This window comes from Neisseria weixii, from assembly GCF_002327085.1.
GTDB lineage: Bacteria > Pseudomonadota > Gammaproteobacteria > Burkholderiales > Neisseriaceae > Neisseria > Neisseria weixii.
The window spans coordinates 934,119-955,519 of sequence record NZ_CP023429.1; the positions used below are offsets into that span (position 1 = coordinate 934,119).

Annotated in this window: 16 protein-coding genes and 4 pseudogenes; 8 read left to right on the plus strand and 12 right to left on the minus strand. The window is 47.2% G+C overall.

The window, feature by feature from the left end:
* Positions 1-521 precede the first annotated feature (521 nt).
* Positions 522-950, minus strand: a complete 429-nt coding sequence (locus tag CGZ65_RS04705) for a hypothetical protein (RefSeq protein WP_096295003.1) — start codon at positions 948-950, stop codon at positions 522-524.
* On the minus strand, positions 943-2,250 hold the full coding sequence (locus CGZ65_RS04710; RefSeq protein ID WP_096295004.1) for a homoserine dehydrogenase: 1,308 nt from the start codon (positions 2,248-2,250) through the stop codon (positions 943-945). The genes CGZ65_RS04705 and CGZ65_RS04710 overlap by 8 nt, the downstream gene beginning before the upstream one ends.
* Before the next feature lie 273 nt (positions 2,251-2,523).
* Here CGZ65_RS04710 and CGZ65_RS04715 point away from each other — a divergent pair, with 273 nt between their 5' ends.
* On the plus strand, positions 2,524-2,895 hold the full coding sequence (locus tag CGZ65_RS04715; RefSeq protein WP_096295005.1) for an MTH938/NDUFAF3 family protein: 372 nt from the start codon (positions 2,524-2,526) through the stop codon (positions 2,893-2,895).
* Between the two features lie 66 nt (positions 2,896-2,961).
* Here the strand turns inward: CGZ65_RS04715 and glnD are convergent, their stop codons facing one another.
* From glnD to gatC, 10 genes and pseudogenes are all read right to left on the minus strand, one after another.
* Positions 2,962-5,523, minus strand: coding sequence for a [protein-PII] uridylyltransferase (gene glnD / locus CGZ65_RS04720; RefSeq protein ID WP_096295006.1), 2,562 nt, complete (start codon positions 5,521-5,523; stop codon positions 2,962-2,964).
* Positions 5,524-5,557: 34 nt separating this feature from the next.
* Positions 5,558-5,845, minus strand: coding sequence for a helix-turn-helix domain-containing protein (locus CGZ65_RS04725; protein ID WP_096295007.1), 288 nt, complete (start codon positions 5,843-5,845; stop codon positions 5,558-5,560).
* A 407-nt stretch (positions 5,846-6,252) separates the two neighbouring features.
* A pseudogene (locus tag CGZ65_RS04730) lies at positions 6,253-7,259 on the minus strand (FAD-binding oxidoreductase).
* Positions 7,260-7,342: 83 nt separating this feature from the next.
* A complete protein-coding gene (gene gatB, locus CGZ65_RS04735; RefSeq protein WP_096295008.1) occupies positions 7,343-8,773 on the minus strand; it encodes an Asp-tRNA(Asn)/Glu-tRNA(Gln) amidotransferase subunit GatB in 1,431 nt (476 codons plus the stop codon).
* 59 nt (positions 8,774-8,832) lie between these two features.
* Positions 8,833-9,555 (minus strand): type II restriction endonuclease, encoded by a 723-nt coding sequence (locus CGZ65_RS13870; protein WP_232507535.1) that lies wholly within the window; start codon positions 9,553-9,555, stop codon positions 8,833-8,835.
* Positions 9,531-9,983 carry an EcoRII N-terminal effector-binding domain-containing protein gene (locus CGZ65_RS13875; protein WP_232507536.1) on the minus strand — a complete coding sequence of 151 codons (453 nt, stop codon included), beginning with the start codon at positions 9,981-9,983 and terminating at the stop codon, positions 9,531-9,533. Before CGZ65_RS13875 ends, CGZ65_RS13870 begins: the two co-directional genes overlap by 25 nt.
* Positions 9,980-11,053, minus strand: a complete 1,074-nt coding sequence (dcm, locus tag CGZ65_RS04745) for a DNA (cytosine-5-)-methyltransferase (RefSeq protein ID WP_096295009.1) — start codon at positions 11,051-11,053, stop codon at positions 9,980-9,982. The genes CGZ65_RS13875 and dcm overlap by 4 nt, the downstream gene beginning before the upstream one ends.
* The gene (locus CGZ65_RS04750) at positions 11,016-11,456 is read right to left on the minus strand and encodes a very short patch repair endonuclease (protein ID WP_096295010.1); all 441 of its coding nucleotides are present in this window, start codon (positions 11,454-11,456) and stop codon (positions 11,016-11,018) included. The genes dcm and CGZ65_RS04750 overlap by 38 nt, the downstream gene beginning before the upstream one ends.
* A gap of 69 nt (positions 11,457-11,525) precedes the next feature.
* A pseudogene (gatA, locus tag CGZ65_RS04755) lies at positions 11,526-12,969 on the minus strand (Asp-tRNA(Asn)/Glu-tRNA(Gln) amidotransferase subunit GatA).
* Positions 12,970-13,039: 70 nt separating this feature from the next.
* Positions 13,040-13,329: pseudogene (gene gatC, locus CGZ65_RS04760) on the minus strand (Asp-tRNA(Asn)/Glu-tRNA(Gln) amidotransferase subunit GatC).
* A gap of 233 nt (positions 13,330-13,562) precedes the next feature.
* Here gatC and CGZ65_RS04765 point away from each other — a divergent pair.
* The 7 genes and pseudogenes from CGZ65_RS04765 (at position 13,563) to CGZ65_RS04795 (ending at position 21,350) form a co-directional block, all read left to right on the plus strand.
* Positions 13,563-14,603: a rod shape-determining protein gene (locus CGZ65_RS04765; protein WP_096295011.1), complete on the plus strand. Its 1,041-nt coding sequence runs from the start codon at positions 13,563-13,565 to the stop codon at positions 14,601-14,603.
* Positions 14,604-14,618: 15 nt separating this feature from the next.
* On the plus strand, positions 14,619-15,470 hold the full coding sequence (mreC, locus tag CGZ65_RS04770) for a rod shape-determining protein MreC (protein WP_096295012.1): 852 nt from the start codon (positions 14,619-14,621) through the stop codon (positions 15,468-15,470).
* Between the two features lie 4 nt (positions 15,471-15,474).
* Positions 15,475-15,978 carry a rod shape-determining protein MreD gene (gene mreD, locus CGZ65_RS04775; protein ID WP_096295013.1) on the plus strand — a complete coding sequence of 168 codons (504 nt, stop codon included), beginning with the start codon at positions 15,475-15,477 and terminating at the stop codon, positions 15,976-15,978.
* Positions 15,979-15,982: 4 nt separating this feature from the next.
* Positions 15,983-17,998 (plus strand): penicillin-binding protein 2, encoded by a 2,016-nt coding sequence (mrdA, locus tag CGZ65_RS04780; RefSeq protein ID WP_232507537.1) that lies wholly within the window; start codon positions 15,983-15,985, stop codon positions 17,996-17,998.
* A gap of 27 nt (positions 17,999-18,025) precedes the next feature.
* Positions 18,026-19,165, plus strand: coding sequence for a rod shape-determining protein RodA (rodA, locus tag CGZ65_RS04785; RefSeq protein ID WP_096295014.1), 1,140 nt, complete (start codon positions 18,026-18,028; stop codon positions 19,163-19,165).
* Between the two features lie 3 nt (positions 19,166-19,168).
* Complete coding sequence (locus CGZ65_RS04790; RefSeq protein WP_096295015.1) at positions 19,169-19,831, plus strand: MarC family protein; 663 nt, start codon at positions 19,169-19,171, stop codon at positions 19,829-19,831.
* A 209-nt stretch (positions 19,832-20,040) separates the two neighbouring features.
* Positions 20,041-21,350 (plus strand): annotated as a pseudogene (locus CGZ65_RS04795) (aldehyde dehydrogenase family protein).
* Positions 21,351-21,401: the final 51 nt, after the last annotated feature.

Below are 21,401 nucleotides of genomic sequence, written 5' to 3' on the forward strand. Positions count from 1 at the left end.
TATGCTTCATCTTCCTCAGTTAACGCATGATCACGGTGTGTCTTATGCATAATGCCGCCTGAAAGCACTTTGTTTTGGAACCGCGGTCGATTGGCTTTGCTGTCATAACCTTTGTCGGTATAAATCTTGGTTCTTTCGGTGATATTTTGCGGCAACGGTTCGACGTGGCTGCAGTCGTGTTTGTTGATAGAACTGATGTGCAGTTTTTCGATATAAGCTTCACGGTCGGTACAGGTATGCTGTTCGAGATAATGGCCAATAGGTTACCGATCTATTCCATAATGAAATGATGAAGTGGGTTTTTAAGCAATGGAAACCGGTTAATATGTTTGGAATCATGGTTTCAGTAGCTTGTTTGATAAGCGGCTCATGAAAAAAATCCTCTAAATTCGGCTTGTAGGGAATTTAGAGGATTTTAGGGAGTTTTGAAAGGGCGACGACCGGCCGGTAATTATGGTTACTGTATGATGTTCTTTGAGAGCGTTTTGTAAAGGACTCGGCCCTTTTTTGTATATGCCTGTTTAGTCAGCTTTCAAGCCGGCAATGCATTGCTGATCGCGGGCTTCAAAGGCAGCGGCACCGCCGAGCAATTCAAGCTGTTCTTGTGCGCTGATTTTGCTGAATGATTGGATTTGCTTTTCGCTCAGCTTTTCCAAAGGTTCGTTCCACATGCAAACGCAGTAATCACCGATGACTTGTTCGCCTTTACCTTCCAAACCGCGTGCTTTTAAATCAGCCTGCCATTTGTCTGCAAACGGAATGTTTTTCATACACGATTCGATAATGGTTTGTTTGGCTTTAGGCTTCGACAAGGCACATTGCGACAAAAAGAAAAAGCTTACCAGCAAGGCCATGATAATCCACGCCCAAATGCGGATGGTGCGGATTTTGGCTTTGGCTTTTTGGGTTTTCGCCGCTTGTTCTTCAGGGGTTAACGGTTGATTAGCCATGCAGACTTTCCATGCGGATCATCGTAATCGGAGTTTCCACGCAATCCAATTGTTCAATGGCAGCAATGGCTGATTTGATGTTTTTCTCAACGGTGCTGTGGGTGAGAATCACGATTTCAGCAGTGGTTTTGTTAATCACGCCTTTTTGAATCAGGGCTTCGATGGATACGCCTTGCTCGGCCAACAGGTTGGCGATTTTGCCTAATGTACCCAGCTCGTCTTTGGCTTGTACACGCAAGTAATAGCTGCTGGTGATTTCGTCCATCGGCAGAATGGTTTGCGCTTTGACACCTTTAGGTTGGAAGGCCAAGTGGGGTACGCGGTTGGCTGCGTCGGCACCAATCATACGGCAGATGTCGATAATGTCGGCAACCACTGCGCTGGCAGTCGGCAATGCGCCTGCACCTGCGCCGTAATATAAGGTTTCACCGACCATATCGGCATTCACACGCACGGCATTCATCACGCCGTTGACGTTGGCCAACAGGCGGCTTTCTGGAATCAGGGTGGGGTGAACGCGCAATTCGATGCCCTTACCGGTTTTCCGGGTAATGCCCAGTAATTTGATGCGGTAACCTAATTCTTCCGCGTATTTGATGTCGCGGCTGTCGAGTTTGCTGATGCCTTCCAGATAGCAGCCGCTGAAATCAACCGGCGTGCCGAACGCCAATGCGCTCATGATAGTGATTTTATGGCCGGCATCGTGGCCTTCGATGTCGAAAGTCGGGTCTGCTTCGGCATAGCCCAAGGCTTGCGCTTCTTTCAATACATCGGCAAACGCGCTCCCTTTTTCACGCATTTCACTCAAAATAAAGTTGCTGGTGCCATTAATAATACCGGCGATGGATTTGATGTTGTTGGCAGCCAAGCCTTCGCGCAAGGCTTTGATGATAGGGATGCCGCCGGCCACCGCTGCTTCAAATTGCACCATCACATTTTTTGATTCGGCCAGTGGGAAAATTTCGTTGCCGTATTCGGCCAGCAGTTTTTTATTGGCAGTCACAACGTGTTTGCTGTTTTCAAGGGCTTTTAATACGGCATCTTTGGCAATGCCGGTGCCGCCGAACAGCTCGACGACTACATCCACATCGTCGCGTCGTACCAATTCAAAAGGATCTTGCACAAAAGCCGCATTCGGCGCAATTTCGGCTGCTTTTTCAGCGCTTTTGCCGCACACGGCTGAAATATTTACGTCACGACCCAAACGGCGGCTGATTTCCGCGGCGTTTTCCTGCAAAACGGTTGCGGTGCCGCCGCCTACCGTACCTAAACCTAAAAGACCGATATTCACTGGCTTCATTGTGTCTCCTTGTTGAGCCGAAATTTTCAATAGCGTAAACTGTCGCACACAGAATGCAGCCTTGAATTGGAGCAGGCGAGGTGCGGACGTCAAATTTGCTAATCCTACCCGAAATTGCCTGTTTTTGCACCTTTTTTAAAGAAGCCCCGTTGAGGAATAAAATGACGTGACGGCTGATTTTGAAGAACAGATCATGCCGTCTGAATGCCTGTTTAAGCCTGTTGCATGAAATCATGGTAAAAGGCTTATTAAAAATATAAGGATCACAATACCATGCTGATTGAAGAAAACACCGCAACAGCGGCAACCGCCATCACCGCATACCACCAAGGCGTGATTGAAGCGGGTGGAGAGATGTGGACTCAACCGATTGTTTTAAAATCAGACACCATTACGTTAATGGCAGACAAAAAGCCGCTTGAATTACACACCGGCGATTTCTTTCAGACGGCCTCAGACGAAGTTCTGCCGGAAGTGATTATCGTCGGTACCGGCGCAAAACAAGAATTTATCCACCCGAAAATTATCGCCGAAGCTGCATCTCGGGGTGTCGGGTTAGAGTGTATGAACACCGCTTCGGCCTGCCGCACGCTGGTGTTGCTGCAAGGCGAAGGCCGCAGCGTGTGGGCTTGGCTGTGGCCGTAAATACCGATATGAATTAAACTAAAATGCCGTCTGAAAACTATATTTTCAGACGGCATTTGTTTGATTTTAAATCGTTAATTGTTCCAATAAGGCTTGTTTGAGTGTGAATTGTTTTTTCGGATTGTCCAAATCTTCGCTGTAGACGGTGAAGCTATCTTCAATACGCTCGTCTAAGGTAGTGATTTTGGCATAGCGCAGGCTGACGTTGTGATTAAAGAACACATCTGCCATGTCCGCCAACAGATAAGCGCGGTTGACGGCGACCACTTCTACGGTAAACCAGCCCGGGTAATCTTCTTCCTGCGTGATGGTGACGCGTGGCGGAATGGCCATATACAGGCTGCGGCGGCTTAAGCGGTAGTCGTAGTTTTGGTTTTCTGATACCGTGTAACCGTGAATAAAGCTATTTAATTCCGCCTCTAATGCACTTTGAATATTCGGGTAGTAATCAGGATCGTGTTGCGACGGAACTTGCACGATAAAGGTATCGAGAATGTAATTGTGCTCGGTGATGAACACGCGTGCGGCTAAAATATCAAACCCGTGACGGCTGAAAATGCGGCATAAACGCGGAAAAAGCCGTGGACCGTTTGGCATGAAAATCATGACTTGGAACGAATCGCTTTTCGGCAGAATCCGGCTGCGAATCATCGGCGTTTCAAAGTCATGCACCAAATTGGCAGTGTGCCACAATATTTCTCGTGTTTGATGGCGGATGAAATAAGTCGAGCCCAATATTTTCCACAATTTTTGCTGCTGCTTTTCCGGTGCGCCGGTGCGGGTAAGCAGTGAGGCGGCTTTTTGTTGGCGGTGGCTCAGCAGGGTGGTGGTGTTGTAGCTGTCGCCCGCCAAATAACGGCTGCTGGCGTGGAACAGGCTTTCTAATAAGCTACTGCGCCATGTGTTCCAGAGCTTTGGGTTGGTGCCGCGGATGTCGGCGACGGTGAGCAGATACAGTGCGCACAAGCGTTCGTGGGTTTGTACTTGCTCGCAAAATGTGCGGATGATTTCAGGATCTTGAATGTCTTCTTTTTGTGCGACGGTGGACATCAATAAATGATGTTCGACCAACCAGGCGAGTAATTCGCCTTCTTCTTCAGTCAGAAAATGATCATCTGAAAATTGTTTCGCATCTTCAATGCCTTGAGTTGAGTGATCCCCTCCGCGCCCTTTGGCAATATCATGGAAAAAAGCGGCCAGATAGAGAATGTCTTTTTTGTTGTAAGACTGCATCAGAGCGGAGGCAAAAGGGTGTTCGTGGCTGTGGCTATCTAAAGCCAAACGGCGCATATTGTGCACTACGGCCAAGATATGATCGTCCACCGGATAAACGTGGAACAAATCATGCTGCATTAAGCCGACAATTTTTTCCCAAGCCGGCAGATAATGGCCGAGTACGCCGTATAGATTCAGGAAACGTAAAACATGGGTGAGTCCGTTGCCATTGCGGAAAAAGCCGATGAAATAATGGCGGTTGGTTGGATTTTGGTAAAACTTGCGGTTCATCTTGCGCGTTGCCGCCCACCATGCACGCAAGGTTTGCGGTTCCATGGCGTTGATGTCGTTGTGGTTTTGCCAGATTTGGATAATTTTGAAGATGTTGGCCGGCTGTTTGGCAAAAATGGATTTGTCGCGGGCGGCAATTTGGTTGTTGACTTGCACGTAATCATCATCGATATGCAAAGTTACCCGCATCGGATCGGAATAGACCCGGCCTTGCAGCATGGGCAGCAAAATGCCGTTTAGCTGGTTAATGCTTTTGACCGCACGGTAGAAGTTGTGCATTAATTGTTCGGTTTTTTGGCGGTGGCTTTCGTTTACCCAACCCATATTTTCAGCTACTTGGGCTTGCAAGTCGAAAATCAGACGGTCTTCTGCGCGTTTGGCACATAAATGCAGATGAATGCGGATGGTGGAAAGCTGCTTATAGCCCTGTGTCAGCATACAGGCTTCCAAGCGGGTCAGAATGCCTTCGCGAATCAGGCAAGAGGGGCGTGTATTGAGCCCTTGTGCTTTAGCAAGCCAAAGCATGGTATGAATGTCGCGTAAACCGCCGGCGCAGGTTTTGATGTTGGGTTCCAACACCGCTGCCGAACCTTGCGACTTGGTATGGCGCTGCTTCATTTCTAACAGCTTGGCTTCAGTAAAAGTGGAAATATCACGCTGCTTATTCATGCAGGTAATCGTGCGCTGCGCCAAATCTTCGTCACCACATAAGAAACGGGCTTCCAAAAAGGCGGTGTCGCCGGTGCTCTCGTCTTCAATACTTTCACACAATTCGGCAATGCTGCCACTTTTGACCGAAGGTATCAGTTTGATGTCCCATAATGTTTGCACAAATTGGGTAATCTTTTCCTTATGGTCGTCTGAAATGTTTTCATCTGATATGATCGCTAAATCAATATCGGAGTAGGGATAGAGCTCATTGCGGCCACAGCCGCCGATTGCCAGCAGGCTCATGCCGCTGTCGGCCATGAAATATTGCCAAAGTTGCCGCAAGAGCCGATCAACGGCAGCGCCATATTGGGCAAAAAAAGTCATGGGCTGGTTTTTGCGCAAAAAGGCATCAATGGCCTGTTGTTTCTGCGTCAAAAAACATTCGCGCATGGTTTGGATATCGGCAAGCATGGTTTTTCCTTAGGGCAAAATTGTTTCGGACGGCCTATTGATTGGTATTCGACATCAAATTCAATAATTGTTGCGGTGGCAGCAGTAATTGATAGGCTGATACACCTAAGGCCGAAGCCATTTTTTCAATATTGGAAAGGGCGATATTCCAACGCTTGCGCTCTACTGCGGAAACGTAGGTCCGATCAAGGCCGCATTGACGGGCAAACTCTTCTTGCGACCAGCCTTTGTTAACACGAAACAGCCGCATATTATACGCAAGCACGGCGCGTAAGTCGTTTTCATCGGGCAATTCGGTTGGCGGTGTGAGTTTGTTGCTCATGGTTTATCCTTTGTATTTGACATCACGGATTTTACTTCACATTTTTATAGAATAAAAGCCAAAAAAAAAAAAGGGGTGGCAAACATGGCCACACCCAAACACACACATCAAGAGGAAAGAGATAAAAGGTAATGAAAGCAAGTGGCTTCGGCGCTGTCGGCCTCTGCCTGAATTCGATGAGTGAATTATAGATGAAAATCATTTTTCGGTTTTGATTCAAATCAAGTTCGCCTTTTTTTTCTAAAAAGCGGTTTGAAAAAGAATTTTCCAGGTTTGATGCAAATAAAATAAAATATTAAGGAAATTTAATGGGTAATAATTTTAAAATATTAAAATTTTATTGGTTAAATAATCTATTTATAGAATGATAATGCTTATTTTTTAGATTTTTTATAAGGCGCTGTATTTCAGACGGCCTGAGTGAAAGCATCTGAATAAAATGCATCTTTAGGCAAACGACATTGAGCAGTGGATAAGGAAAATGCATGTTCAACCATGGCGGGTGCACCACAGGCATAGACTTCGTACCCGCTAAAATCCGGATAATCGCGTGCAACTATATCCTGCACATAGCCGTAATCTCCTTGCCAATCTGGTGTGGGTGCTCTCAATACCGGTGTAAAATGTGAATGGTTCAGACGGCTTAAACAGTCTTGCGCTTCGCTCAAAGCATATAAATCATTCATTTCGCGAGCTCCCCAGTATAAATGTACGGTGCGTTGGCTTTGCTGGCGGATAAGTTCGGCTAACATGCTGTGTATCGGTGCAAAGCCGGTACCGGTGGCCAAGAAAATAATCGGTTTGGCGCTGTCTTTTTTCAGACCGAATGTATCCAGCGGGCCTTTGATGCGTACGATGCCTTTTTCTTTTAATACGGGCGGCTGCCCGAAAATCATATTGCTGCACAAACCTTGTTTGCGATAGCGGATATGCAGTTCGATAAAGCCGCTCTGATTGGACGCATTGGCAATCGAATAGCTGCGTACATGATTGCCGGGAAGCAGTAAGTCAATGTATTGTCCGGCTGAAAATGAAAATGTAGAAGATTTGGGCAGACCCAGGCGCAAGATGGCGACATTATGCTGAATGCGGATGTATTCAATGCGGGCAGGTAGGATTTTGACCGTTTGCGCGTGGGATTGTAGCCATCGATACGAATAGTGAGATCGCTTTGTGCGGTGGTGCAGCAAAGTAAAATTTTTCCCTACAATTTTTCTTGGGCCGGTAAGGCTTTTGCCGAATACTCGCTCATGGTCATTTCGCCGCTGATTAAATCGGCTTTGCACTGGCCGCAAATGCCGTTTTTACAAGAATGTGGCAAATTGAGATTTTGACGCGTGGCGGCGCTTAAGACGGTTTCATGGGAAGAAACATGGAAACGGGTTTCTTCGCCAAGGGTAACGGTGTGGCTCATGGTGTATTTCATAATCAAGGCCGTCTGAAAGTGATTTTTTCAGACGGCCTGAGTTTATCTAAAAAGTCAGATCAGACGTGGTTTCAAGCCAATTTGGCTTTAATCAAATCCTGCACTTGCGCCGGATTAGCTTTACCTTTACTGGCTTTCATTACTTGGCCGACAATGGCATTTAAGGCTTTTTCGTTACCGGATTTGAATTGTTCAATCGCTTTGGCATTGTTGGCCAACACTTTATCAACCATCGCTTCAATGGCACCGGTATCGGTAATTTGTACCAAACCGTGTTTTTCAATAATTTGCTCGATACTTGATTCAGGCTCTGCCCACATCGCTTCAAAAGCTTTTTTCGCCAATTTGCTGCTTAAAGTGCCGTCTGAAATTTTCGCTACCAAGCTGGCCAAGCGCGTTGCGTTGATTGGGCTGTCGGCCAATTCCAAGCCTGCTTTGTTCAAAGTGGCGGCTAATTCGCCGTTCATCCAGTTGGCCACGAGTTTGCCTTGAGCTTTATCGCTTGCTGCTGATTCAAAATAAGCAGCTTGGCTGCGCGAAGCAGTCAGCAAACGGGCATCGTATTCGCTCACGCCGTATTCCGCTACAAAACGCGCCGCCATTTCAGACGGCAATTCCGGCATGTCTTCTTTGGCTTTTTGCAGTTGCTCGTCTGAAATGATGATCGGCAACAAATCAGGGTCAGGGAAGTAGCGGTAGTCGTGGGCATCTTCTTTCAAACGCATCACGCGGGTTTCGCCTTTTTCCGGATCAAACAGCATGGTCGCCTGCTGCACCTTGCCGCCGTCTTCGATGATTTCGATCTGGCTTTCCACCTCATAATTGATGGCGGCTTCCAAAAAGCGGAATGAATTCAGGTTTTTAATTTCACGGCGCGTACCGAACTCGGCTTGGCCTTTCGGGCGCACAGATACGTTGGCATCGACGCGGAACGAGCCTTCCGCCATATTGCCGTCACAAATATCCAGCCAAGTCACCAAGCTGTGCAAGGCTTTGGCATAGGCGACTGCTTCGGCAGCCGAACGCATTTCCGGCTCAGAAACCACTTCCAACAAAGGCGTACCGGCACGGTTTAAATCGATGCCGGTGGCGCCGTTCAAGCCTTCATGCACCGATTTGCCGGCGTCTTCCTCCATGTGCGCACGGGTAACGTTGATGGTTTTGGCTTCATCACCGACCACGATTTCTAATTTGCCGTGTTCCACAATCGGCAAATCCAATTGGCTGATTTGATAGCCTTTGGGCAGGTCAGGATAGAAATAATTTTTGCGGTCGAACACGTTTTTCTGATTGATTTTCGCATCCAAAGCCAAGCCCAGCTTAATTGCCTTCGTCACAGCTTCACGGTTCATTACCGGCAGCACGCCCGGCAAGGCGCACTCCACTATGCTGGCGTGCGCGTTCGGCTCAGCACCGAAAGCAGTCGATGCGCCGCTGAAGATTTTCGATTTTGTGTTTAATTGGACGTGGATTTCCAGTCCGATTACGGTTTCCCAAGTCATAGGGGTCTTTCTAAATTAAGAAAATTCTGATCAAGAAATTATAATGTTTACCAAAAAGCTCAAATGGTTTGCTGCCTTTGTACATAATGAATAAACTCTTCCAAAGTGAGAACTTTGGTTTTACCAAACGTTCCGAAAGAATTTTTTGCATTTTTGGGTACAACTAAAGTTAGATTTTCGGCCGTCATTTCCCGTATCTGCTCATCGGAAATACCTTCCTGCAAAGTAAACAAATGCTTGTTCGGAATCCTGTCGGCCTCATTCAGCACTTGCCGCCAACGATCCTTACAGGTTGTTTTCGAGCCCAACATTGTCAATTTATCACTTGCAAAAATAAAAAAACCATTCTTATCCCTAGCATGATATTCAATACCTCCCGGAAAAAGAAAATCCGGTTTTTTATGCCCCTCGGTTTTTACCTGTTGAGAGAATTTTAATAAAAATTCTTTAAAAATATACGCCAAATGAAGCTCTAAAGACTTTCCGGCACGCGCTTTTCTGCGATTCGTAAATGAATTTGCATGATGGATGAAGCTATCTATATCGGAAATACTGGGCTTGATCTCATCAAAATTTCTTTTTTCAAAAAGGGCAAACAATTTATATTCTTTCGCAATCCACTGCATCAATACATCACTGGGTTTGCTTTTATCCAGAAAAATACCACTGCGTGCCAACTGCGCCATTTGTTCTGTTCTAGGAAAATCGGGAAATAGATTAAATAATGATACCTGTTCGTTTTCTATCTCTCGATTAGCTATAAATACCTCCCGGGTAAACAACCTGTTTCTTCAATAAACCAATCAATATCTTCATCAGCAGACAAAACAAAACCTTTGAATACCAGATCATCTTTTGACACTCGGCATAGAATCAGTAAAGATCCGCTATATTCATGGTTGAGAAATTCAAAGCCTCGACCAAAACCCGTAATCCGAGCTTCGTTCCGACTACCGTTACCGTAATATTTGAAATTACTGTTTGTTACCGTACCATCCTGCCATTCAATTACTATCGGAACAGTCTGGTTTTCACCTTTAACACATTCGGTATCAAAAAGGTAGCCGGAAAAATGCTTTTGAATATAAAAGCCAGATTGATGACTACCTGTCGCGCCAACATCATTAGCGCGTATATATCTGCAATATACTGCTGTAGATCTCTCCGCAACTTCAACAACCTTAATAACCACATCACTCAACCCGCTCATTTAACTAGATTCCTTACTATATTTTCAGCAATGGCCTCTACCAACGGGACTGCAACGGAATTACCGAACTGTTTATATGCTGCAGTCTTGGAAACTGCATCAATAACAAAACTTTCAGGATAACCCATCAGCCTAGCACACTCTCTCGGTGTTAGCCTGCGAGGATTCTTGCCCGATTGGGGAATTAGAATTTCCGAACCGTCTTTATAGTATCTGGCAGATAGCGTTCTTGAAATACCCCTTAAATCCGCCAAACCAAATCCAAACCCGTTTCCTTTTGCCTTGTGCTTTTCTGCATAATTTTGCAGATAGAGCCACAGCTTGTCGGACAAGGTAAAGGAATCATCCACATCATTATCTAAAATCTGATAAAGTTGCTGTTGACTATTCATAGGAGTTGGAAATTCGAAATCAATTTTTCCATCAAATTTCTGCTTATCAAAACCGACGATAAAAATCCGTTCTCTATTTTGAGGAACATAATATTTAGCATTCATAACACGATAGAAAACCGAATAATCCAATGCCTCCAATGTTTCCCTAATAATCCTGAATGTATTACCTTTATCATGTGAAACCAGATTTTTAACATTTTCAAGAAAAAAGGCTTTAGGTCTGTGCCGACGAATGATATCTGCTACATCAAAAAAAAGAGTACCTTGAGTCTTATCCAGAAAGCCTGTTTCCCTGCCCAAACTTTTTTTCTTCGATACTCCAGCTATAGAAAAAGGCTGACAAGGGAATCCTGCGCACAATACATCGAATTTTCTAGGAATCCGATTTTTAGTTTCTTCTAAAGTAATATCACCAAACGGCACTTCGCCGAAATTGGCTTCATAAGTCTGCTTGGCTTTTTCGTCCCATTCGCTGGAAAAGACACACTCTCCGCCCAAATTCTGCATGGCAATACGGAAACCGCCGATACCTGCAAAAAGGTCGATAAAGGTAAACTTCTTTTTGTGCAAGGCCGTCTGAAAGGCTGTGCTGTTTTCAAACAGCTGATACTGTGCGGCACGTTTTTTCAGCTTGTTATTACTCTGATTTTCTTCTGCTGTTTGATAACTTTCCATAAACTGCTTCCTGTATTTTTCCGGCAAACACCTGCGGATTTTTCGCGACCTCTTTTCCCCAAAAGCGCAAAACTTCCCAGCCTTCGGCTTTCAGACGGTTTGTTACTTCTTTATCCCGCCGCATGTTGCGTTCGATTTTGGCAACCCAGAATTCACGGTTTCCCTTAATCCTTGCCTTTTTGATCTCCCAATCCTTGCCGTGCCAGAATTCGCCGTCCACAAAAACAGCTACTTTGTATTTCTTAAAACTGAAATCGGGTTTTCCGAATACGGTTTTATTGTTTTTCCGGTAACGCAAACCAAGCTGCCACATGGCTTTTGCCAATAAAAGTTCGGGTTTCGTGCCTTTGCTTTTATTGGCCTGCATACATTTTCTGCGCTGTTCGGGATTTAATTTGTCCATATCAGGTTTTCAGGCTGCCTGAAATTTTTCAGACGGCCTTTTCAGGTTTTCAGGCAGTCTGTATCACAATCACACCGGCGATTTGGTATGCCAATCACTATTCTGCTGCATTTGATTAGCTACCCCCAAAATTTTGGTTTCGGTAAAGTAATTACCAATCAATTGCACGCCAATCGGCAGGGCGTCTGAACTGAAGCCTGCAGGCAGGGTCAGGGCGGGGAGGCCGGCGAGGTTGGCAGCGATGGTGTAAATGTCGCTTAGATAGGTTTCCACAGGTGTGGCATTGGCACCGATCTTCGGTGCGGCGGTCGGGGCGGTTGGAGCGAGAATGATGTCGCATTGGGCAAAGGCCGTCTGAAAATCATTCGCTACCAAGCGCCGCAGTTTTTGTGCTTTCAGGTAATAGGCATCGTAGTAACCGTGGCTCAAAACGTAAGTGCCGATCATGATGCGGCGCTTCACTTCGCTGCCGAAACCTTCGGCGCGGGTGTTGCTGTACATTTCTTCCAAATCGCCGAATTGGGCAGCACGGTGGCCGTAGCGTACGCCGTCGTAGCGTGACAAGTTGGTGCTGGCTTCAGCGGAAGTCAACACATAATAAGCCGGAATGGAAAGTTCGGTTTGCGGCAAGCTCACTTCCATCATTTCCGCGCCTTGTGCTTTTAATAAATCAATGGTGTTTGCAAGGCCGTCTGAACATCGGCGCTGTTGCCTTCGCCGAAATATTCTTTCGGTAAGCCGACTTTCAGGCCTTTTAGCGGTTGGTTCAAATCGCGGGTGTAATCTTCTTTTTCACGTCCCAAACTGGTGGAATCGCGTTCGTCAAAGCCGGCCATGGCATTGAGCAGAAAGGCACAGTCTTCGGCGGTTTGCGCCATCGGGCCGGCTTGGTCGAAGCTCGACGCATAAGCCACCATGCCGAAACGGGAAACCACGCCGTAAGTCGGCTTGATGCCGGTGATGCCGCAATGCGATGAGGGTTGGCGGATGGAACCACCGGTATCGGAACCCAGCGCGGCAGGAGCCAAACGTGCGGCCACAACAGCTGCCGATCCGCCTGATGAGCCGCCTGGTGTGTGTGCGGTATTCCAAGGGTTGTGCGTGGCACCGTAGAATGAGGTTTCATTGGTCGAACCCATGGCGAATTCGTCCATGTTGGTGCGGCCTAAGGTAACCATACCTTCATCGAGCAGGTTTTGCACCACGGTGGCGGTGTAAGGGGAAACAAAGCTGTCGAGCATTTTCGACGAGCAGGCAGAACGCCAGCCTTGTTGCACAAAAATATCCTTATATGCAATCGGCACCCCGGTCAGCGAGGTGGCGTTACCCGTGGCAATGCGGGCATCGGCGGCTTTGGCTTCAGCCAAGGTTAAGTCTTTATCCAAAGTGATGTAGCCGTTGATGGCCGGGTTTTGACATCGATGGCGGCAAGGTATTCCTGCGCGAGTTCGAAGGCAGAAATTTGCTTGGTTTGCAGTAATTTACTGGCTTGTTTTAAGGTATATTGAGGCATGGTGGTTTCCGAATTTTGTGTTTCAGACGGCCTTTCGTTTGAAATTTATACAGGCCGTCTGAAAATAAATTTATTCTTCGATGACTTGCGGTACAATGTATAAACGATTGCGCACTTCAGGCGCAACAGCTTGGTATTCGGCAGCGTGGTCGCTTTCGGTAACGCGATCCTCACGTAGGCGCAGCGCGACTTCATGCGGGTGTGCCATTGGATCAACACCATCGGTATCCACGTTTTGCATTTTTCAACCATGGCGAAAATGTCGTTTAATTCCTTTAAGGTTTGCGTTTGTTCTTCGTTGGTTAAACGCAAACGGGAAAGCTTGGCAATTTTTTCCACATCGTTTAAGGTTAAAGCCATAAAATGTCCTTGTCTGATAGCAAATCTAACCTTTATAGGGTATCATTGCGCCCATCTTCAAATGAAAATGAAGAATTATAACCGAAAACCCATCAGGGTGGCATGGTGATTTTGGGACGGCTTGGTTTTATTTATGTAATAACAGCAGGCCGTCTGAATTGCTGTGTCTGTATTCTGAGAAGATTATTTAAAATAACACGCTAGGGCGGTTGCCCGAGATTTCAGGTATTTTCATGTTTCGTTTTTTATCCCGTTTTCTGTCAAATGATATTGCCATCGACTTAGGTACGGCCAATACACTGATTTATGTGCGTGACCGTGGTATCGTATTGGACGAGCCGTCGATTGTAGCGGTACAAACCGGTCAGGCCAACGGTAAAGTCAAAATTTTGGCGGTCGGCACCGAAGCCAAAAAAATGCAGGGTCGTGCGCCGCGTAATATTGAGATTATCCGCCCGATGAAAGACGGTGTCATTGCCGATTTTAATATTACTGAACGGATGCTGGGTTTGTTGATTAAAAAAGCAACCGGCAATCGCATGGTGGTGCCGCCACGCGTGGTGATTTGTGTCCCGGGCGGTTCGACTCAGGTAGAACGCAAAGCGATTCGTGATTCTGCATTTGCAGCAGGCGCATCCAGCGTGCATTTGATTGAAGAACCGATGGCAGCGGCTTTGGGTGCAGGTTTGCCGATTGAAGAAACCGCTGGTTCGATGATTGTGGATATCGGCGGCGGTACGACCGAAATCGGTATTTTGTCGCTTGGTGGCATGGCTTACTCGGATTCGGTGCGTGCCGGTGGTGATGCATTTGATGAAAGCATCGTTCATTATGTGCGCCGTAAACGTGGTGTGCTGATTGGTGAAGCGACTGCGGAAGAGTTGAAAAAGAAAATCGGCTCAGCCTTTGGCCATGACGACATGAGTGCCGTGCGCGTGAAAGGCCGTGATTTATCGCAAGGTACGCCGAAATCGATTGCTGTTACTACAGATGAAGTTCGCGAAGCATTGAGCGAGCCGTTGAATCAAATTGTCCGAGCCGTCCGCTTGGCGTTAGAGCAAGCACCACCTGAATTGGCGGGGGATATTGCCGATCGCGGTATTATGCTGACCGGGGGCGGCGCATTGCTCAAAGGCATCGATATTTTATTGGCCGATGCCACCGGTTTGCCGGTAGGTATTGCCGATGAACCTTTGAATTGTGTTGCTTACGGTGCAGGTAAGGCTTTGGACTATATCGGCAAATGGGATGCCATTTTTGCTGAAAATCCTTAACCGTAAAGGATAGGTATGAAACAATCTTCTTTACGGTTCGACGGTGACAACAACAGTCGTAAGCCATTATTTAAGCTGGCGGTTTATGTGGTGTTGGGTATTGCTTTGATGATGCTCGACAGCCATTTTGCTGCCGTTCAATCCATCCGTCAGGTGGGTGCGACCATTTTGTATCCGATACAGTGGTTGGCCAATCAACCTGTACGTCTCTATCAATATGTCGGCAATCTGTCGCAATCTCAGGCCGAGCTTCTGGAGCAAAACCGTATTTTGCAGGAAGAAAATGGTCGTCTGAAAATCCGTTTGCAGCGTGATAAAGTCAATTTGAGTGAATTGAGCGAATTGAAAAAGCTTTATGGCCTGCAACAACGTGGCATCAGTGATGTGATTGGTGCGGAAGTCATTTCCAATGGCAAAGATCCGCTTTCTGGAAAACTGATTATCAACAAAGGCAGTAGTGACGGTGTGAAAAACGGTGACGCGGTCATCGATACCGAAGGCTTAATCGGTCAGGTCACACAGGTGCAAATGAAAAGCTCGGAAATCAGTTTGTTGTCCGGCAGTAAGACTATTGTACCGGTGGTGGTGGAGCGTACCGGTCAGCGCAGCCTGCTTTACGGTAACGGCAGTAAATTGGACTTGCGTTATTTTCCGACGGGCTCCGATTTAAAGCCTAACGATATTTTATTAACTTCAGGTTTGGATAGTGTGTATCCGGCCGGTATTCCGGTGGCTACGGTCAACCAAGTAGTACGCGCTTCGGGAGCGCCTTATTACGATACGACGCTTACCCCTTTTGCTGCGTTGCAAGGCAGCCGTTTTGTACTGGTTTTACCGCAACATATTTATGCGCCGACGGAACCTTAATCTCATGAACGAATTTGACGATTCTTTCCACGCCGTGCCGTTAAGTATGGTGGTGGTTACCTTTATTGTGACCATGCTGCTGGATTTCATGCCGTTTCCTTTTGACGTGTTTTTCTGGCTGCCCGAATTGACGGCTTTGACCTTACTGTACTGGACCATGCAGCGGCCGCAAGCTGTGGGTATGGGTGTTGCTTTTGTGGTCGGGCTGTTAGTCGATATCGGCACTGCTACTTCTTTAGGCTTACATGCTTTGTCTTATACCTTGATGGTGTTTTTAGTGCTGAGCCACCATCGCCAAATCATGCTTTACGGCCATGTGATGCAGATTTTGGTGGTGTTGGCGGCTTTGTTGTGTAATCAGGCCGTGCTGGTCGCTGTGCGTTTGTTTTTAAACCATCAAATCATTACTTGGCAAAGTTTCATTGCGCCGTTTATCGGTGCGCTGCTTTGGCCTTTGTTCAGCCAATTGATGCTGATTCTGATCAATTTCAGCCGTTCCCATCGATAAAGTCATGTTAAAACGAAATTTGTCCGCCGAACCGGTGAAATCTATACCGAAACCAACAGCCGCCAATGCGTCGCAATCAGATTCTATCTTGCGGCTGTTGGTGGCTTTTGTGCTGATTTTGATTCTTTTTGCAATATTACTGGCCCGCTTTGTTTACCTTCAGGTAGTCCGCCATGATGATTTTACCGGCCGTGCATCAACCAACCGCATTACCATCATTCCTAAGCCGCCCATCCGCGGTGAAATTGTCGATGTCAACGGCGTGCCGTTGGCCAAGAATTATCCTGTCTTTTCATTGGAAGTGATTCCAAGCGAAATCGAAGGCAAGATGGATGATGTAATCGAAGCCCTAAGACAGTATGTCAACATCAGCAAAACAGATTTGCAACGTTTCAAAAAATACCGTGAAAGCTATCGAAAATACGAAAATATCCCGCTCAAATTGAAGCTGACCGATGAAGAAGCTGCCAAACTAGCCGTACATTTGCATGAGTTTAAAGGGGTTGAAGTCAATTCACGCACCTTCCGTTCCTATCCTTATGGCGCATTAACTTCACACTTCTTAGGCTATATCGGCCGCATCAGTGACCGGGATCAAGAAAAGCTCAAAGAGGAAGAGTTGGCCGCGCTGTATCGCGGCAGCACCCATATCGGTAAATCGGGCTTGGAAAATTATTATGAGCACCAACTTCATGGTGTGCCGGGCTATCAAGAAGTAGAAAAAGATGCTTATGGCAATATCGTCAAAGTGTTGAAAGATGTTCCGGCTAAAATGGGGCAAACTTTGCGTTTGGGTATGGATATCCGCATGCAGCTAGAAGCCGATCGCATTTTGGGCGGGAAGCGTGGTGCGATTGTGGCGATTAATCCGCAAAATGGTGATGTTTTAGCGTTTGTGTCGAAACCTTCGTTTGACCCGAATTTATTTATTGACGGTATTGATACGGAAACATGGAAGTTGCTAAATGAAGATTGGCAACGCCCATTAATCAACCGAGTGACGCAAGGTTTGTATCCGCCCGGTTCTACCTTTAAGCCTTTTATCGGCATGGCTTTTTTAGAAAGCGGTAAGTTGATGCAATCGACGGTATTGCCGGCACCGGGGGCTTGGAGTATTCCGGGGAGCAGGCATTTGTTCCGTGATGCTGTGCGCAGCGGTCATGGTTCGGCGAATTTGAGCCGCGCGATTCAGGTTTCATCGGATACATTCTTTTACCGCGTAGGCTATGAACTGGGCATTGATAAAACGCATCCTTATCTGGCTGAGTTTGGCTTAGGTGCGCAAACCGGTATCGATTTACCAAATGAATACCGCGGCATTTTGCCGAGCCGCGAATGGAAAGCCAAACGTTTTGCCAAGGCTAAATCGCCATCGGCGCGCGAATGGTTGCCGGGAGAAATGGTATCGGTGAGTGTGGGGCAAGGTTATAACGCCTATACGCCTTTGCAGATGGCGCATGCAACAGCTTCGCTGGCCAATGATGGTGTGGTTTACCGACCGCATTTGGTAAAAGAAGTTTTGAACTACAACAATCGTGAAATCACCAAAATCAATCCGAATGCCGAGCGAACCATTCCATTTAAGCACGATAATTTTGAATACATCAAAAATGCGATGGTAAAAGTGTTGAAACCGGGCGGTACAGGGCATCGTATCGGGGCGGGCTTGTCATACACCATGGGCGGTAAAACCGGTACCGCGCAGGTGGTGCAAATCCAGCAGGGCAAATCCTATAATGCGGCTGCTTTGCGCGAACAACACCGTGACCATGCCTGGTTTATTTCGTTCGCGCCGGTGGATAAGCCGGAAATTGCCATTGCCGTGTTGCTGGAAAACGGTGGTTGGGGCGCCAACGCGGCACCATTGGCACGCAGCTTGACCGATTTTTATATGCTGAACATGAAGCAAAATCAGTTTCCGCCTGAATCTGAAACATGGGTGAAACAAGCAACGGTTGGCGTTCAAAAAGCCAAGCCGGTTCCCCTTCGATTTTTCAGACGGCCTATGCGCAATCTGTAAACCCACAACCGACAAAGGAAGCGCACCATGACTGAACATCAAAGCGTCGGGTGGGCGAAAAAAATCAAGCAAACCGTGTGGGCGCCGCTTGATCCTTGGCTGTTTTTTGCCATGTCGGCCGTTTACATCATGAGCCTGTTTTTACTTTATTCCGCAGACGGGCAAGAATTCGGCCAGTTGGAAAATAAAACGCTGCACACGGTCATTGGTTTTATTTTGTTGTGGGTAGTAGCACAAATTCCGCCGAAAACCATTGCCAAATGGGCGTTGCCGATTTATGCGTTGGGTGTCATCTTGCTAATCGGTGTCGAAGTAGCCGGTGTGACGGTCAACGGTTCGACCCGCTGGCTTGATCTCGGCATACGGATTCAGCCGTCTGAAATCATGAAAATAGGTCTGCCGATGATGGTGGCGTGGTTTTTCCAACACTTTGAAGGCCGATTGCACTGGTGGCATTACCTGACTGCATTGGGCTTAATCTCAGTGCCGGTAACTTTGATTTTAAAACAGCCCGATTTGGGTACGGCCACGCTGATTATGGCTTCGGGCATTTTTGTGGTGTATTTTGCCGGATTATCATGGAAAGTGATTTTTGCCGCCATTGTGGGATTTGTGGCTGTTTTGCCGCTGGTGTGGAATTACGGCATGCATGATTATCAAAAAATGCGCGTGTTGACTTTGTTTGATCCGACCAAAGATCCGCTGGGTGCCGGTTACCACATCATTCAATCGATGATTGCCATCGGCTCGGGCGGTGTGTGGGGTAAAGGCTGGCTCAACGGTACACAAACGCATCTCGATTATATTCCGGAAGCCACGACCGACTTTATTTTTGCCGTTTTTGGCGAAGAATTTGGATTAATCGGCAATATCTTGTTATTGCTGGTGTATTTGGTGATTTTGGGACGCGGTTTATATATTGCCGGCCGTGCACAAACTTTATACAGCCGTACATTGGCCGGCGCGCTGACCATGACCTTTTTCTGCTATGCTTTTGTCAATATGGGGATGGTAAGCGGTATTTTACCGGTAGTGGGCGTACCGTTACCTTTAGTGAGCTACGGCGGCACGGCGACGATTTCCATTATGATCATTTTGGCGCTGTTGATGAGCATTGCCAACGAACAAAAACTGCCACGGCCAAAAGCAGGCACGCAAAAGGGATAATCTATGGAACTGGGTGTTGAAATCACCAAACTAATCGTTGCCTTTATGGTATTGATTAATCCGTTTGGTGCGCTGTCGATTTATCTGGATTTAACCCGCAACCACAGCACACGCGAGCGACGGAAAATCGCTAAAGTAGCGACTTTATCGGTGTTTATCGTGATTTCGGTTTTTGCGATCAGCGGCGGTTTTATTTTGAAATTGCTGGGGATCAGTGTAGGTTCGTTCCAAGTCGGCGGTGGTATTTTGGTGTTGCTGATTGCTATTTCAATGATGAAGGGCGACGATAATCCGACCAAGCCTGATTTGGGTACCAGCGAAGACAGCGAGATTACAATTACAGCCAAGCCCAAAGATAATGTAATGTCATTTGCCGTGGTGCCGATTGCCATTCCGATGATGGTTGGTCCGGGCGGTATTTCTACCGTGATTATTTACGCCTCTGCCGCACAAAATTATTGGGACGTGATCAGTATCATTGCCGCCGGATTTTTGATTAGCCTGTTTTGCTATATTGTGTTGATGGCATCGGCCAAAGTGAGCAAGTGGCTGGGTGATACCGGCTTAAGTATTCTCAATCGGATTATGGGCATGCTGCTGGCGGCGGTATCAGTAGAAATTATTGTGGCCGGGTTGAAGGCAATATTTCCACAATTGGCGGCTTAAAGCATATAAGCAAATGGCTTCAAAAGGCCGTCTGAATATTCAGACGGCCTTTTATCTTTTATTTATCCGGTGTTCTTAACGATATTGCTGCCATTTTATACAGTAACAATTTCAGATGGCCTTCGTTATAATATCGGTTTACATATAAAAAACACATGCACTCAAAGGAGCATACCTTGTTTCACAGCATAGACGTTGCCAGTGGCGAAATGCTTTATCGCCGCGATGTACAAAAGTGGGATGAATTTTCAACTGCGCTTTTCCAGCTTCGCCAACACCAACAGCAGTTTGCCGCACTCAATGCAACCACACGTACCGCTTTGCTGCAAAAGTTTGCCGAGCGTTTGGCCGACAGGCAAGAGTGTTTGGCGGAAATGGTGTGCGAAGAAGTCGGACGCTGCTTGCATGAATGTCAGGCAGAATTGAAAAAATCGGTTGAGCTGATTCGCTATTATGTACGGCTGGCGCCGGAATTGCTGGCGCACAAAACCATTGCCACACAGGCGAGTTTGAGCCAAGTTCGCTTTGAGCCTTTGGGTGTGGTGTTGGCGGTCATGCCGTGGAATTATCCGGTGTGGCAGGTTTTGCGTTTTGCGATACCGGCTTTATGCGCGGGCAATGCCTGCGTGGTGAAACCTGCTCCCAGCGTGGCCCGTGTGACCGCCGCTTTGTTTGATATTATCGGCGGAGATTTACCGGTGATACCTGCGTGGCTGAGTCATGAAGATACGCTGAAGGCCATTGAAGCCACCGATGCCATGGCGTTTACCGGCTCGACCCACACCGGCCGCCGCCTTGCTGCACATGCCGGTATGCATTTGAAGAAAACCGTATTGGAACTGGGCGGCAGCAATGCTTTTATTGTGATGCCTGATGCCGATTTGCCGCAAGCAGCAAAAGATGCCTGTTATTCCCGTTTTCGCGATGCAGGCCAATCGTGTAATGCGGCCAAGCGCATTATTGTTGTCGAAGCCGTTGCCGATCAATTTATCCCATTATTTTTGGCAGAATGCGCCAAGCTGAAAAGTTGTCACCCAAAGATGCCGATACCACGCTTGCACCTTTGCACCGCGAAGATTTGCGCGATACCGTGCATGGGCAGGTGCGCGATGCAATCGAACATGGTGCAGATTGCTTGATGGGCGGCGAGATGCCCGCAGGAAAAGGCTGGTTTTATCCGGCTACGGTCTTAGATCGGGTGAATCCGGCCTGCCGCGTGTATCATGAAGAGGTGTTTGGGCCGGTGGCGATGATTTTACGGGCAAACAACGAAGCGCATGCAGTTGAATTGGCCAATGATTCGCCTTTTGGCTTGGGGGCGGCGATTTATTCGGGTAATACCGAGCAGGCATGGCAATATGCCGAACATATTCAGGCCGGTTCGGTGTTCATCAACCGCCACACTAGCAGCGATCTGCGCTTGCCGTTTGGTGGGGTAAAAGCGTCAGGCTATGGGCGCGAGTTGTCGGAATTCGGTTTGTATGAATTTGTGAACGTGAAAACCTATTGGCAGAAGTGATAAATGATCAAAGGCCGTCTGAAAGATGATTTTTTCAGGCGGCCTTTAAAA

Bases quoted from the DNA above. Each gene is read 5' to 3' on its own strand.
- CGZ65_RS04705 (WP_096295003.1), bottom strand. From the start codon at position 950: ATGGCTAATCAACCGTTAACCCCTGAAGAACAAGCGGCGAAAACCCAA.
- CGZ65_RS04710 (WP_096295004.1), bottom strand. From the start codon at position 2,250: ATGAAGCCAGTGAATATCGGTCTTTTAGGTTTAGGTACGGTAGGCGGC.
- CGZ65_RS04715 (WP_096295005.1), top strand. From the start codon at position 2,524: ATGCTGATTGAAGAAAACACCGCAACAGCGGCAACCGCCATCACCGCA.
- glnD (WP_096295006.1), bottom strand. From the start codon at position 5,523: ATGCTTGCCGATATCCAAACCATGCGCGAATGTTTTTTGACGCAGAAA.
- CGZ65_RS04725 (WP_096295007.1), bottom strand. From the start codon at position 5,845: ATGAGCAACAAACTCACACCGCCAACCGAATTGCCCGATGAAAACGAC.
- gatB (WP_096295008.1), bottom strand. From the start codon at position 8,773: ATGACTTGGGAAACCGTAATCGGACTGGAAATCCACGTCCAATTAAAC.
- CGZ65_RS13875 (WP_232507536.1), bottom strand. From the start codon at position 9,983: ATGAGCGGGTTGAGTGATGTGGTTATTAAGGTTGTTGAAGTTGCGGAG.
- dcm (WP_096295009.1), bottom strand. From the start codon at position 11,053: ATGGAAAGTTATCAAACAGCAGAAGAAAATCAGAGTAATAACAAGCTG.
- CGZ65_RS04750 (WP_096295010.1), bottom strand. From the start codon at position 11,456: ATGGACAAATTAAATCCCGAACAGCGCAGAAAATGTATGCAGGCCAAT.
- CGZ65_RS04765 (WP_096295011.1), top strand. From the start codon at position 13,563: ATGTTTCGTTTTTTATCCCGTTTTCTGTCAAATGATATTGCCATCGAC.
- mreC (WP_096295012.1), top strand. From the start codon at position 14,619: ATGAAACAATCTTCTTTACGGTTCGACGGTGACAACAACAGTCGTAAG.
- mreD (WP_096295013.1), top strand. From the start codon at position 15,475: ATGAACGAATTTGACGATTCTTTCCACGCCGTGCCGTTAAGTATGGTG.
- mrdA (WP_232507537.1), top strand. From the start codon at position 15,983: ATGTTAAAACGAAATTTGTCCGCCGAACCGGTGAAATCTATACCGAAA.
- rodA (WP_096295014.1), top strand. From the start codon at position 18,026: ATGACTGAACATCAAAGCGTCGGGTGGGCGAAAAAAATCAAGCAAACC.
- CGZ65_RS04790 (WP_096295015.1), top strand. From the start codon at position 19,169: ATGGAACTGGGTGTTGAAATCACCAAACTAATCGTTGCCTTTATGGTA.